This is a genomic window from Nevskia soli, from assembly GCF_903970205.1.
Taxonomy (GTDB): Bacteria; Acidobacteriota; Terriglobia; order Bryobacterales; family Bryobacteraceae; genus Bog-113.
This window is the reverse complement of sequence record NZ_CAJCHS010000187.1, coordinates 1-13,517: the sequence shown is the minus strand read 5'-3', so window position 1 is coordinate 13,517 and position 13,517 is coordinate 1. Positions and strand designations below refer to the sequence as shown.

Sequence of the window (13,517 nt, the reverse complement as noted above, 5' to 3'; positions counted from 1 at the left end):
GTTCTGGACCGGCGCGTTTCACCGGCCCGGTAATCAACAACCGAATGTTATGCTATCGGAACTCCCGGAGCTTTGTATAGTTGGGATTCCGCTATGAAAACGACGAAATTGGCTTGCTCATCAATCGGGTTGGCTCTTTCCCTTGCCCACATTTCCGCTCAGGTTCAAACGATCGTGCCGCCGGTGGTCCCCAACGCCAAGCCGGTAACCGTGGAGCACATCAAGGTTCACGGGGCGGCTCTGGAAGGCAATCTGGAGGGCGATGCTGTCGACCGCGACGTGCTTGTCTTCCTGCCGCCCAGTTACGCCGCGGAGAAATCGCGGCGCTATCCGGTTGTCTATGCCTTGCATGGCTACTCGATCGGGGCCGAGCAGTGGAGTCATGAGATTCATGTGCCGCAGACCATTGAAGGGGCTTTCGCTCAAGGCGCTAAGGAGATGATCGTGGTCCTGCCTGATTCGAAGACCGTCCACAACGGCTCCATGTATTCGAGTTCGGTGACCACGGGTGATTTTGAGAAGTTCGTCGCGCACGATCTGGTCGCTTACATCGATGCGCATTACCGGACGTTTCCGCAAAGGGCGAGCCGTGGATTGGTCGGACATTCGATGGGGGGCTACGGCGCGAGCCGCATTGGGATGAAGCATTCCGATGTGTTCGGGAGTTTGTACATCATGAGCCCGTGCTGCATGTCGGCGCGTCCGGCCGGACCGGGGAATCCAGAGATCGAAAAGGCTCTCGAAGCCGTGAAGACGCCTGAGGATTCCGCAAAGCTTCCGTTCTTTGCGCGGGCGCAGCTTGCCTCCGCGGCGGCATGGTCGCCCGATCCGAAGAACCCTCCGCTCTACCTCGATCTACCGGTGAAAGATGGCGTCCCTCAGCCGGATATTCTGGCGAAGTGGGCGGCCAACGCGCCGCTGGCCTTCGTGGATCAGTATATTGGAAATCTCAAGCAATATCGCGCGATATCCATGGACGTTGGCGACCAGGACGGACTGCGCATCGATGCGGGTAAGCTGCACGACGTGTTCGATAAATACGGAATCGCAAACGGTTTTGAGATCTATTCGGGCACGCACACCAGCGCCGTGGCCGATCGCTTTCAGAATCATGTGATTCCGTTCTTCAGTAAGAATCTCTGCTTCCAGGCCGGCTGTCAGTAACGATATGATCCGGCCTTCCCGTCGTGATTTTCTGAAGGCTGCGGGCGGTGGCGCCGGTCTATGTTTGACCGGTCCTTTGAACGCCGGTGAGCCCGAACATCCTCGGGGGAGACTTGAGCCTTTGCCGCTCGCTGCGGTCCGCCTCAACCCCGGTATTTTCAGGGAACAGGAGGAGATCAATGCGCGGTATCTTGACTCGCTCGCGGTCGACCGGCTCCTGCATTCCTTCCGGGTGACGGCGGAAATCTCCTCCAGCGCGACCCCGTATGGAGGTTGGGAAGACCCCACCTGCGAGCTTCGCGGGCATTTCGCCGGTGGGCACTATCTGTCGGCTGTTGCGCTGGCCGCGGCCGGTTCGGGAAATACTGTCCTTAAGAGCCGCGGCGACGCGCTCGTCGACGGCCTTGGCGCTTGCCAGAAGAAGATCGGTAACCGTTACCTAAGCGCCTATCCGACGCAACTGTTCGAGCACCTGGCGGAAGGCAAGCCGGTGTGGGCGCCTTTTTACACCTATCACAAAATCATGGCCGGTCTGCTCGATATGTATCTCCTGACCGGCAACACGGACGCGTTGAAAGTCGCCGAAGGGATGGGCCAATGGGCGCAGGGGTTCATGTCGGGTTTCAGCGTCGATCAGCGCCAGCGGATGCTGCGAACCGAGTACGGCGGCATGAACGAAGTCCTTGTTAACCTGGCCGCGGCGACCCAGAAGGAGCGCTACGTCGAAGCGGCGCGACTGTTCGAGCAGCCCGGCTTTCTGGATCCTCTCGCTGCACGGCGCGACGAGTTGCAGGGCCTGCATGCCAACACGAACGTACCCAAAATCATCGGCGCGGCGCGGATGTATGAAATAACCGGCGAGCGCCGCTACCGCGAGATTGCGGAGTACTTCCTGGCGGAAGTGGAAGCGGCGCGCAATTACGTCATTGGCAACACCAGCCTCGATGAGCACTGGACGACGCCTGCGGGTCAACTCAAAGGGACGCTGGCCTGGAGCAACGCCGAGTGCTGCGTCGCTTACAACCTGATGAAGCTGCAGCGGATCGTCTTTGGCTGGACCGGCGAGGCGCGGTGGATGGATGCCTATGAGCGCACGCTGTTCAATTGCAGGCTCGGGACGCAGAATTCACAGGGTCTCAAGCAATACTTCTTCCCGCTCGGCGCGGGCTATTGGCGCGCGTACAACTCGGCCGAGGAGTCGTTCTGGTGCTGCACCGGCACGGGTGCCGAAGAGTTCGCGAAACTTGCCGACACGATTTACTTCCGGCGGGGCAGCAGCATCTACGTAAACCAGTTCATTCCGTCGACGCTCGATTGGAAGGACGAGGGGATAGCGATTGAACAGGTCACGCGATTCCCGCGCGAACAGGGTACGACGCTCAAGATCACGGCTTCGCGACCTAAGATGCGTGCTATCCATCTGCGCATCCCAGGTTGGACAACCGAAGACGCCGCGGTGAAGGTGAACGGCCGGGTAATTGATGCGATGGCAGATCCGGGATCGTATCTGGCGCTCCGGAAGATTTGGCATGACGGCGACACGATCAGCGTCAGCTTGCCCATAGAACTGCGACAGGAGCCCCTGCCGGGCGACGATTCCGTCGCGGCCGCGCTTTACGGTCCTTTGGTTCTGGCTGCCGATCTGGGCGCAGGTCCGCCCGACGGGCCGATGCGGGTCGTGCACGGCCGCGGAACCGAGCCGAAGGATCTTCCGGCGCCCGGTCCGCTGCCGAAAATGGGAGCAATTCAGGTCGAATCCGCTCCGGAGCTGCGCTTCATTTCGGAGGGCACAGGCGCGAAATATAGGCTGATGCCCATGTATGAAATCGCCGATCAGCGCTATTCGGTTTACTGGCAGAGGGAGAGCCCCGGATAAGCCGAGCCGATCAGGGCTTGTCTGATCGCGGCCGATCACGGCTGGAGTCCGTTCGGCTTGAACTCACCGCCTTTAACCAGAACCCCCAGAATTTCTCCGGTCCGCGCAGGGCAGGCTCTGCCTTTCTGGGGAGTCAGGTTGTCATGCTCGGATTCGATCATGGGGAGCGGTTCTTTGGGGCCGGGGATCTGGTTGAGCGCGGTCCAGATGCCGGCCGGCGGCGAAGTCGTGTCGATGAAACCCATGCCCGCCATGACTGCTGCATGGATGTGGGGAGCAAAATTGACCGTGTCGAAATAGAGCGCGGTTTTCATCGCTTCCGCGTTGTCGGACGGCCAGTTGGGATAACCGGCTTTTCGGCCATGAAGATCGGCGTTGGTATCCGCGCCGGCCGGCACGCAGACCAGCGCGGCGGTGATTTTCTCAGGTCGCAGTCCGGCGAGGGCGAGACTCTGTTGGCCGCCCATGCTTCCTCCGGTCAGCACGATCGTCCTGCCGTCCCAATCGGGCCGCGTCAGCAGATAATCCAGCGCCCGCGAGTCGCGCAGGTACATGTTCAGGAAATAGGATTTCTCGCGATCGGTGTTGCCGATGGTCTGGTAGTTCTTAGGTATGTTGCCCGATGGGTCCGACGGCAGCTTGTCGTGCGAATCGACGTTGATGGCGAGCCAGCCTTCGGCGGCATGCTGCGCGGCGGCGTGCGGGTTCAACGCGTAGACGCCCGCGTACTGCAATTGGATCAGGGCAGGGAACTTGCCTTCCCGGGCGGGCTTCGCGACATAGCCGTGAGTATGGGAGCCAAGCGCGTCGAGGACGAACATGTTCAACTCGACTCCAGCGACATCGGTCGGAACCGGTGTCAGGACGGGGTTGATCGGGACCTTCTCTTGCGCGTTCAGTTTGCCCGCCCAGAATGAATCGAAGTCAGCGGGCCGCGGCGTCGAGAGACCGATTTTCTCGGGCGCAACCGCCGCGCCCACGGCGTAGAGCCCGTTGTTGCGGCCGGTGTTACCGCCAATGTAAGTCGTAGCGGACGCAGGTGTATCGAGAGCGGCGTAGGGCTCAATCGCGACGTAGATCATTTCGGGCTGGTCGCCGACGATTTCGATCTTGGCGTTGCTGGATGCAAGATCGCCGGAAGCAAGATCGAGCTTGCCTTCTTTGAGGACCACCGCGTTGTTGCGGCGAATCGTCCACTTGTAGCGATAAGTCGGCGCGACTGGTCCGGGCGTGACCGTCCAGCCGACCGTTTGCCCGAGTTCGTATATGCCGCTGACGTGGTACGGCGTAAAAGTCAGCTGCTGTTCGATCGGCGTCCGTTGCGCGACGCAGGTTAGGCCAGCGGAAAGAAGCGTGAGTAGAACGCTTGCCTGGATTCGAATCATTCGTGGATCTCGCTTAGGCTCACAGTAAAGCCTTTCAGGGGTTTATCCGCGGCATCTAGAAACCGTGCGCAGAAATCGGTGGCTCCGCCGCCGTTGATCACGGCTGCGCGCACCACGTTAGGACCTTTGCGGAGCGTGAGGCGCTTGGAAACGCCGTCATCGATAACCGTCTGGCGATCGCCGTAAATGCCGATCACCTCTTGACCGTTCACCCACCATACCGAGGCCGAGTTCGAGCCAATAGCCAGCCGCACGCCGGACATCTCCCGCGGGCAGTTCACGATAGTTACGGCCCAGAACAAAACGTCGGAAGTCGGTTTGCGCAGCGCGTGCGCGAAGTGGTACAGGTTCACGTTGTAGAGCTTTGTATCCACGGCGTACCAGGTCAGTGGGGCGTTGTCGACCGTTACCTTGTCAGCATCGTGCGGAATCACCGTGAACTGGCCGGGGAAATATTCCTTGTGGACTGCTGCTTGAACTGCGGCATCGCCGAGGCCTTTGACGGGGATCGGCTCCAGCAGAAGCCAGCGCTGGATGAAGCCATCCGCGTCAGGAGCGCTTTGCGCCGAAGCCGGCTTAGTTAAGGTAGGCCAGGAAACTTGAGTCGCGGCTCGGGATGCGGCGGCCAGAATCAGAAGGGCAGCGTATTTGGGGAGCGATCTCATGGAGTTTTGAACAACCAGCGCTGCTTATCGCTTTTCGGATCGAACTCAGACAGCGTCGCGAAGCTGCTGCCAACGGCAGAAAGAGCCAGCGGCTTGCTCGAATTGGGTACGGACTTCGGGCTGATGCGCCAGGAGCCGTCGGCTAGCTGGTCGATCCGCCACAGTTGTTCGGGCGCACCAGTGAATGCGGGAAGAACGACGAGTTCAGCGTCCGTCGTGGCGGCCAGCGCGCGGTCCGTACCGGCGATGGCGATCTTGAAATAGGGTGACCCAGGGTAGCCGCCGACGTTGGGCACGGCAGTGACCGTCCACTTCTGCTGAGCCTGGCACAGGTAATTCGCCATGCGGGGCTCGATGTTGCCGGGGGGCCACTTTGCCGAGACCTGCGCGGCATCCTGCGGCGGAATCGCAACGCCAGTGCCTGCGAACATTCCCCCGGGCCGGGGCCTTTGGCGGGGACCGCCCACCGGCATTCCCTCCACGGCGAGTTCTAATACTGTTCCCGTGCGGACGGATTCAATCGCGTACGTGCCCTCTTTCAGATTCTCGCCGGCGACAGGCCAGCCGTCTTTCCATAACAGCGGGCGAATATCCAGAACACTGGCGCCGCCGCGATCCAGGTCGGCTTCCCAGTGCAAGGAGAATTTCTGAACGCCGTCACCGAGATCGAGCAGGCCAAAATGACCCGGCCCGATCAAGCGGCCGCCGGAGCCGATCAACAACTTGCCGCCACCTTGAATCATGTCGATTCCGTCGGCGTCGAGGAAGGGACCGGTGACTTTTCGCGAGCGGCCGACGCGGATGTTGTAGCCCGAGTCGGCGCCGCGGCAGCAGCTCCCGTGCGTGGCCAGCAAGTAATACCAGCCATCGTGATACATCATGTCGGAGGCTTCGCAGTTGATGGCAAGGTCGTGTGGCTTATCGTTATCGTTGACGCGCTTACCTGTCTTAGGATCGAGTTCCACCAGCCGGATGTACCCGAAATAAGAACCGTAAGTCAGCCATAGCCTGCCGTCCGTCGGGTCGAGAAAAACGCCCGGATCGATGGCATTGGAATCTTCGATGCCATCGGAAGATGCCACAACCCCGCCCTCTTCCCACTTATAGTCGGGCGAACTGGGATCCAGAGTTTTGCTCCAGATCATGTTGACCGCGGCTTTGGGCTGCGCCCCGATGTTCGCGGCAACATACACGTAATAACGATCGCCCAGATGAATCACGTCGGGCGCTAATCCACGTCGGGGAAGCGCGGTTCCGGAGCGCCAGGTCCAACCGTCGTCGGAGACGAGCGAAGAACCGCCGGTGCCGTAGGTGTAGAGTTTACCGTCGCACGAGACCACGGTGGAGGGGTCGTGGATGACAAGGTGACCGTCCAGAGCAAACGCGATCGAAGAGCATAGAAGGAGGATTGCGAAAAGACCGTATTTCATGGCTATTGACACGTAAAGTTACGAGCGTCGTTGGTGTCGCCGTGACCGGTATACTGCGCGTGCTTCGGATAGGCGCACAATGGCCGACTGCGGCCGGGAAATGCATTTCCGGTTGCGATCACAGATTCCGGGGCGATGCCTTTCTCGGTCCAGTCGACTACCGCGCCAAGCATATCGAACTGATCGAGCGCCGGGGCGCCGCCGCAGTGGCGCATCCCAGGCACTAGAAAGATGCGGCTCCATCCGGCGACCTTGTCCGCTCCGCCATTCGTCGCCGCAAGGGACTTATAGTATTCGAGCGTATCGAGCGGCGAGAACCAGGGATCACTGTCTCCATGGAAGAAGAGGAGCTTGCCGCCGCTGGCCGAAAACGTGGATAGGTTGGTTGACGCCGGCTCGACCAGCGGGTCGGAGGCGTGCAGGGCCTCTTTGTCGATATCGATCTCCGTGGTCGTTGGATAAGGACCGAAGATCCCGCCGGTGCCGAGTGCCAGGAGACCCGGAACCTGACCGGTCTCAGCGATGCCCGCGTCGTAGAGAAAACCGGGATACACCTGGGTTCCGTAGGAGTTCTTCGGTCCCGCAAAGGCTTTCTTGATAGCGGCAACCTTCTCAGGGGCAATGCAGCCGGTGCTCTGGCCGTTCTTGCACGCCACTGCCTCGGGATCGAAATCGCAGCCCATCGGGTCCGATATTATGCCATCCGCCACACCGTCCTTGGCGTCGCACCGGCTCATCAGGGCGTTCATGAAGAGCTTGCGCTCGCCATCGGTGAGCAGCTTGTCGATCAGAGGCTTCCCAGAAGGGTCTTTGGGCGCCGCTTGGCTATACGCCGCGGGAATCCATTTGCCGATGGCGAGATTTGACAGGCCGGTGCGCATGGCCGGATCGCCGGAGACAATGCCGTTGAACACCGTGGGATAACGCTGCGACAGGATCATCCCTTCGCGACCGCCGGTCGAGCAGCCCACGAAGTAAGAGTAAGCCGCGGGCTTCGCGTAGTACTGTGCGATGATCCGCTTCGCCACCCCGGCCACCTCAGCGTTGGCGAGAAACGCGAAATCGAGGTACGCCTGCTGATCCCGCATGAATGAGAAATCGAACGCACCCGATTTCGACTTGTGGCCTGTGTCCGTGCTCGCCACTGCGAAGCCGCGGACCAAGGCAGGCTTACCGCCGGCATACGCTGCCCCGATCGGTTCTCCGATGAAACCGTTTCCGCCGCCGCCTCCCTGCATCATGAAGTCACCATTCCAGACTTCCGGTTCAGGAAGAGCCAGCGCGAAGCCGATACCGAACTCTTCGCCGTCGACGCCTTTGCGCCGGTTGATCACGCCGTCTACGCGGCAGTGCGGCGGCAAGGGCCCGTTATGGCTGCCTGTGCTGGAAACGCGGTTTGCCTTCGTGATCTCGACGTGATCGATCTGGAGATCGGCGAGACTGGCGCAGGACTCCGTCGCGGCGGCCTGACTAACTCCAGCCGCGAGGCACGCCGCTACCACGGCGAGAAGAATTCTCCTGTGGACCATTGAAGTATTATCGATCGATTTCTAAGACTTGAATCGAACGCGCCGGCAGCACGTGTTCGAGGCGCTCGCCTTGGACAGCCACGTTCGACCGGACCGGCACGATTTGGTCCGGGTGGGTTATCGTGTTGGTCGCCCAGTTCGTATTCGCCTTCAAACTACTTAGGAGGGCGGGATGTGTTCCACCACCGAGACCGCTCAACGTGATGGCGATCGGCTGGTCGGTTGAGGCGGCGTTGACCAACTTGAGGCAAACCTTCGAATTCGCAGATGCCGTGACGGAGTAGAAGACCTTGTCCCCGCCCCCGGACAGACCAGACTCCACCGTGTGATCTCCCAGGCATGACGAGAACATCACCTGGGCGTAGTAGGCGGGCGATCCATAGCTATCGAGAGCATCGTAACCGATCAGATCCGTGCTCCACTGCATGCCGCCGGGGTTCACGTTGACCAATAACGGCGCATAGGAAGCCATAACAACCACATCGCTGTTCCGTTCGAGCCCCGTCATGAAGGCTGCATCGCCCAGAGCCGCGCCCATGTTCGGGGTCGGGGTTCCTTCCCTTGTCGCCCACTCTCCCACGAAGATTTTGGGTCCTTTCCGGTCGGTGTTGTCGTACTGCCTGACTAAGTCAAACATGCCCTGCTCGCGCTTGTAGTAGTGGTCGTCGACAACATCGGGACGCACGCCCGTTACCGGCATGGTGGCAATTACCTGCAGGTCCGGGTACTGCGCCTTGATTGCTTGAAAGAACTGAGCGTAGCGGCCATCGTAGGACTTGGACTTATCAAAGTTGTCTTCGTTCCCTACTTCCACGTAGTGCAATTTGAAAGGAGCGGGATGGCCATCGCGGGCGCGCAAGGCACCCCCCTTCGTGCTAGCTTGGCCGGTCACGTACTCGATCTCATCGAGCGCGTCCTTGACAAAAGGATCCAGGTCCGGACCCGGCTTCACCACTTGTCCCCCTAGCGAATAACCCGCGTAAACCGCAAGCACGGGGTCCATGTGCAGGTCCTCGCACCAGAGGAGGAATTCCAGCAGACCCATGCCGTCGGAGGAGTGATAGCTCCACGTGGAGGGGTGCGTCGGGCGATCGACCAGCGGCCCGATCATTTTCTTCCAATCGAACCGGGTGGCGATGTTGCCACCCTCCAGATAATTGCCTCCGGGAAAGCGGAGGAACGAGGGATGCATCGCCGCCAGCTTTTCCATTAGATCGATGCGATTTCCATTCGGCCTGGCATGGTATGTCGGCGGAAACAGGGAAACGAGTTGGAGCCATAAAGTAGCGGCCCTGTCGACGGTAATCTCCAGGTGGTTCGCGGAGGACGCCGCGACGCTGCCGGACTGCATCTCGAATTTGTACTCCTTCCAGGCAGCTCCACTTACCGGAACATCCGCACTAGCGAGGACCGCGCCGGATTGATCCGCCACGAGCGCGACCTTCACCGGCAGCGCGCCCGGCGCGGCGGTTTTTGCGAACAGCGAACCGGTGTACCGCGTGTTCGGACGCACGGCAAACCCCCAGTAGCCCTCGTTGAGCAGACCTGCCGGGCTTTGCGCGTCGGCTTTGACGACCTCCAGTCTTGCGCTGCTCGATAGCGCTTTGGATGGACCTTCCTGGAAATCGATGCTTACCTTCGCCGAGGACGTCCCGTTCTCGATCAGGAACCAGTTGAGAATGCCGCTCCAATCCGCTCGGAACGTCCGGTTCCGGATCAGCTCGGCATACAAACCGCCGTCGTAGGAATAGTTGATCTCCTCCGTCATCAGACCGTACAGGGTAGGGCTCACCGGCGCTTTGGTGCGATTCAAGTCCGCTTGCAAGGTGGCCGGCGGCTGTCCGAAGAGCTCCGACGCAGCGAGCGCGGTCAGTAAAAGTGTGGTTGTCGTTTTATAGATGGTGTGGTTATCGATGCTGTGGCTCATGAAAACGGTAATTCCGACTATATGCGATGCGGCGAAGCCGGCGCGAAGGAAGAACGCCCCGAGTTACGACAAAGCGTACCCAGACGAGGCGAACTGCTCGGGTTTGCGTAGCCATTCCGTCGCTTGGGCGGCGGTCGCAGGTGGTGCGATCGCGTAACCCTGAAGCAAATCGATGTGCTCGTTCCGAAACATCTCTCGCATCTCGCGGGTTTCCACTTTGGTCACCGTTAATTGAGCGCTGAAGACTTGGGCGATACTCTGAACCACCTTGAAAAGCGCATTGAAATGCTGCTGGCTGTTTTTGTTTTCGAGTAGCTGCGCTTCCAGCTTGATCCCCCGGAATGGAAGTTGCGTCAGGTGTCCGAGGGCGACGAAACGGAAGTTATCGAGATTCGTGCCGACGCCCGCTTCACAGAGCTTGGTGAGCTTGCGGACGGCATGTGCCAAATCACGGATGAGGGCCTCTTCCTTGATGTCCAGCCGAAGCCATTGCCAGCCCGTGGCGTAGCGGGCGCCCAGTAGCTCAATCTGACCCAGCAGATCCTGAGTCGCAAACTCGGCGGTTCCCACATTCATGGAGACGGGCACCGGCGAGAGGCCCTCTCTGAGCCACTGTTGGTACTGCCGGAAAACCGCGTCCATTACCCATTCGCCAACCGCCGGTCCGAGGCGCTTTTGTTCCACCAGGGGTATGATTTCGCGGGCCGCCAGTTCGGTTCCTCCGGGCGGGCGCCAGCGCAGAAAGGCTTCGAGCTTTCGCAATTCCCCGCTGCGCGCATCCACTATGGGCTGGTAGTCGAGCCGGAACTCGTCCTCTCGCATCGCCTTCATCATGAGTTCGCCACTCGTGCTGCGCGATTCGGCGGCGCGCATGGCGGGGTCGTAGAAAGAGAAGGCGTTCCTGCCGGCGCGCTTCACCTGGTAAAGCGCGAGATCGGCGAACTCCACCAACTCGCCTTCCTCGACCGTATCCGAAGGGCAAATGGCCACCCCGACGCTGGCGCCGATTTCGACCATCTGTCCGCCAATCCAATAGCTCCGGGAGAGCGACTCTACAATCCTTTCGGCGACCGCGGAAGCGCTGCCGCGGTTCTGGAGACTTGGCTGCAGAATCGCAAACTCGTCTCCGCCGAAACGAGCGGCAGTGTCGCCCAGCCGGATGGCGCCGACCAAACGTTTCGCAACCTCGATCAGCACCTGGTCGCCGGCCAGGTGTCCGAGTGTATCGTTAACCTGCTTGAATCTATCGAGGTCGATCAGGTACACCGCGAACGGGTTGTTTGTGATAGCCGAATTGCGGACTTCCTGGTGCAAACGCCTCTCGAACAGCAGCCGGTTTCCGATGCCCGTAAGCGGATCGTGCAAAGCGACTCGCTCCAGCCGGGCGGTGCTGAGAAACAACTGCAGGTCAACGCGCATCTTTTCAGCGAACTCAATTTCGGTTTCAGTCCACTTTTCGGAAGTGTTTCTCACTCGTTCCGACCAGACGGCGAACGAATTGCGGGGAGTCATGGGTCGCGCCGGACGCTCCGGATTGTCTTCCTGGGCCTCCGGTTTTCCGGCCCAGTTCACGGTTTGAATGAACTCGGGGCGCACCACGGCAATAAAATCGGTGCTGCCCAAGGGGATGAAAAGCACGCCGCTGGCGTTGACCGACAGGGCTCGATAGGGTTGAAGCGCTTCCGGCAACGAGTCGAAATGGCTGACCGTTTCCCGGGGGAACCGGTCGACAAAATCCCGCAGCGGCGCCAGCGAATTCTTCTCCGGAATCAAACCGGCGAAGAAATCCTTCCCTTCAAAGCGCAGCCATGCGCCCCCTGCGCGAAAAATTTCGCGGATCATTCCGAGATTCTGGGTGAGCGCGACCTTCGGTTCGTCCTCGGCTCCGCCGATCGCGCCCTGGAGCCGCGATAGTTGCTGGCGCATTCCCGACTGCAGGCGCTGTTCGGACATTGCCTGCAGATTGGTCACGTGCAGCGAAACCAGCCGCGCCATTTCCTCAAACGCCAAACGGTCTTCAATCGGCAAATCTCTGGATGCCAGGTGATGGCATGCGATCAGTCCCCACAGTTTCCCGTCCACCACGATCGACAGGGTCAGAGATGCCTGCACGCCCATGTTCTTCAGGTACTGAATGTGAACCGGATGCGCGGAGCGAAGGGCCGAGTAAGTCAGGTCGAGCGGCGATCCGTCCGCGTTCCATTTCAGAATCGGCGATGCGACGGTATCCACGTCGACGATGCTGCGCTGCCAGTTCAAGGTCATCAACTGCCGCGCATTGGGCGGTATATCCGATGGGGGAAACCGGAGACCCAGATAACCTTCGACACCCGGACGGCAGCGCTCGTGGGCCACTTCGCCATCCCAGCCGGGCAGGAACCGATACATCATGACGCGATCGTATCCGGAGCGCTCATAGACCCAGTCGACGAGGAGTTCGCGGCAGCGTTCCGTTGTGCGTGCGGATGTCAGTTGTTCCACGAACCGGGTGCGCGCCGAATGGTTCCACCAACGGGTATGGAGAGCGACGGCGCGTTCAAATTCAAGGATCCGGTGCGCGCCTTGCCGGTGCCCAATGACAACCAACGGATCAACGCCCGCAAACTCGCACCACTCCGGTTTGCCTTCCCGGTCGGCGAGGGCCCGCAGGCGCGGCCATGCCACGGAGAGCCACGAGGCGGCCGTTCGACCCAGCAACCCCTCAGGTTCGATCCCAAGCAAGGCGGCGGAATTCGCCGAGCAGTATTCGATGAGATTGCTGTCTAAGTCGATGGCAACGAGTACCCCGTTCGACTGCACGTCGCCGAGGTGCTGAAGAGGCGCATTCTTACAGTCTCCGAACGGGGCGTTAGTCACGCTGTCCCGCCTGTCCGGCTACCGCCAGATGCATCTCCATTTGGCGAAACGTCGCGCGCGAGGCTCGGGCGGCATCGGCCAAAGACTCGCGGGTTACGAGCAAGGCCAGGCTTCGCAGCAGATCCGGCCAACTGCTTTGCGGGATCGCGCCGGGTATCCAGAAAGATCCGAATCGGTTCAGTTCGGCGCCGAACGCAAGATAAAGGCGACTGTAGATGATGCGGCCGCCGAGTTGCGCACCCTCCACAACGTATCGCATCCCAAGATAAGCCGCCTGGGTTTTGGGCGATGGCAACGGGACTCGTCCGGGCTCCGATCGCGAACGATCGGGACTTGCATCCATTGCAGCCAGATCGCGGTCGATGGCGGGGACGCGTGGTGTATACGCCGACAAACTCCCGGGACAGGCTGTGCCTGCCTGTATGAGCGCCGAGTCGATCTCCTGGTAGGCCAGCCGGAGGGCGAGCATCGCCGTGCGGTAGAGGTCCCGGGTAACGCCGGGAATTGTCAGGGAGGTAAGCACCGATCCACAATCGACCCGCTTGTGCAGCCGGCTCGTCGCTTTGCGCAGAAACGCGTGAGCCTCCGGTACTTGCTTTATCAGTACCATGTACTCTCATCTTCGCTGATTTTCGAAGCGCGTGCCGAATTCGTTTACGGCTGAGTTTAAACACTAAGGGAGCAC

9 protein-coding genes and 1 pseudogene are annotated in these 13,517 nt (G+C 60.4%); 3 read left to right on the top strand and 7 right to left on the bottom strand.

Going from position 1 to position 13,517, the window contains the following annotated elements:
- Positions 1 to 93: 93 nt before the first annotated feature.
- The 3 genes and pseudogenes from H1Y01_RS08555 to H1Y01_RS08545 all read left to right on the top strand — a co-directional run bounded on the left by H1Y01_RS08555 (position 94) and on the right by H1Y01_RS08545 (position 3,040).
- Positions 94 to 1,164, top strand: coding sequence for an alpha/beta hydrolase (locus tag H1Y01_RS08555; protein ID WP_180540023.1), 1,071 nt, complete (start codon positions 94 to 96; stop codon positions 1,162 to 1,164).
- Between the two features lie 4 nt (positions 1,165 to 1,168).
- A pseudogene (locus tag H1Y01_RS19980) lies at positions 1,169 to 1,237 on the top strand (twin-arginine translocation signal domain-containing protein); the annotation flags it as partial.
- Between the two features lie 48 nt (positions 1,238 to 1,285).
- Positions 1,286 to 3,040, top strand: a complete 1,755-nt coding sequence (locus tag H1Y01_RS08545) for a beta-L-arabinofuranosidase domain-containing protein (protein ID WP_180540015.1) — start codon at positions 1,286 to 1,288, stop codon at positions 3,038 to 3,040.
- 35 nt (positions 3,041 to 3,075) lie between these two features.
- On the opposite strand, the gene H1Y01_RS08540 is transcribed toward H1Y01_RS08545, so the two are convergent.
- From H1Y01_RS08540 to H1Y01_RS08510, 7 genes are all read right to left on the bottom strand, one after another.
- Entirely contained in the window at positions 3,076 to 4,425 is a 1,350-nt protein-coding gene (locus H1Y01_RS08540) for an acetylxylan esterase (protein WP_180540022.1), read from the bottom strand.
- Positions 4,422 to 5,090: an acetylxylan esterase gene (locus tag H1Y01_RS08535; protein ID WP_180540021.1), complete on the bottom strand. Its 669-nt coding sequence runs from the start codon at positions 5,088 to 5,090 to the stop codon at positions 4,422 to 4,424. The genes H1Y01_RS08540 and H1Y01_RS08535 overlap by 4 nt, the downstream gene beginning before the upstream one ends.
- Positions 5,087 to 6,520: a family 43 glycosylhydrolase gene (locus H1Y01_RS08530; RefSeq protein WP_180540020.1), complete on the bottom strand. Its 1,434-nt coding sequence runs from the start codon at positions 6,518 to 6,520 to the stop codon at positions 5,087 to 5,089. The genes H1Y01_RS08535 and H1Y01_RS08530 overlap by 4 nt, the downstream gene beginning before the upstream one ends.
- 2 nt (positions 6,521 to 6,522) lie before the next feature.
- On the bottom strand, positions 6,523 to 8,049 hold the full coding sequence (locus tag H1Y01_RS08525; protein WP_180540019.1) for a tannase/feruloyl esterase family alpha/beta hydrolase: 1,527 nt from the start codon (positions 8,047 to 8,049) through the stop codon (positions 6,523 to 6,525).
- Between the two features lie 7 nt (positions 8,050 to 8,056).
- A complete protein-coding gene (locus H1Y01_RS08520) occupies positions 8,057 to 9,976 on the bottom strand; it encodes an alpha-L-arabinofuranosidase C-terminal domain-containing protein (protein ID WP_180540018.1) in 1,920 nt (639 codons plus the stop codon).
- 63 nt (positions 9,977 to 10,039) lie between these two features.
- The gene (locus H1Y01_RS08515) at positions 10,040 to 12,832 is read right to left on the bottom strand and encodes a bifunctional diguanylate cyclase/phosphodiesterase (protein WP_180540017.1); all 2,793 of its coding nucleotides are present in this window, start codon (positions 12,830 to 12,832) and stop codon (positions 10,040 to 10,042) included.
- Positions 12,825 to 13,442: a biliverdin-producing heme oxygenase gene (locus H1Y01_RS08510; RefSeq protein ID WP_180540016.1), complete on the bottom strand. Its 618-nt coding sequence runs from the start codon at positions 13,440 to 13,442 to the stop codon at positions 12,825 to 12,827. Before H1Y01_RS08510 ends, H1Y01_RS08515 begins: the two co-directional genes overlap by 8 nt.
- Positions 13,443 to 13,517 lie beyond the last annotated feature (75 nt).

Excerpts from the sequence above, each read along its gene's own strand:
- H1Y01_RS08530 (WP_180540020.1), bottom strand. The coding sequence starts at position 6,520 with ATGAAATACGGTCTTTTCGCAATCCTCCTTCTATGCTCTTCGATCGCG.
- H1Y01_RS08525 (WP_180540019.1), bottom strand. The coding sequence starts at position 8,049 with ATGGTCCACAGGAGAATTCTTCTCGCCGTGGTAGCGGCGTGCCTCGCG.
- H1Y01_RS08555 (WP_180540023.1), top strand. The coding sequence starts at position 94 with ATGAAAACGACGAAATTGGCTTGCTCATCAATCGGGTTGGCTCTTTCC.
- H1Y01_RS08535 (WP_180540021.1), bottom strand. The coding sequence starts at position 5,090 with ATGAGATCGCTCCCCAAATACGCTGCCCTTCTGATTCTGGCCGCCGCA.
- H1Y01_RS08520 (WP_180540018.1), bottom strand. The coding sequence starts at position 9,976 with ATGAGCCACAGCATCGATAACCACACCATCTATAAAACGACAACCACA.
- H1Y01_RS08510 (WP_180540016.1), bottom strand. The coding sequence starts at position 13,442 with ATGGTACTGATAAAGCAAGTACCGGAGGCTCACGCGTTTCTGCGCAAA.
- H1Y01_RS08540 (WP_180540022.1), bottom strand. The coding sequence starts at position 4,425 with ATGATTCGAATCCAGGCAAGCGTTCTACTCACGCTTCTTTCCGCTGGC.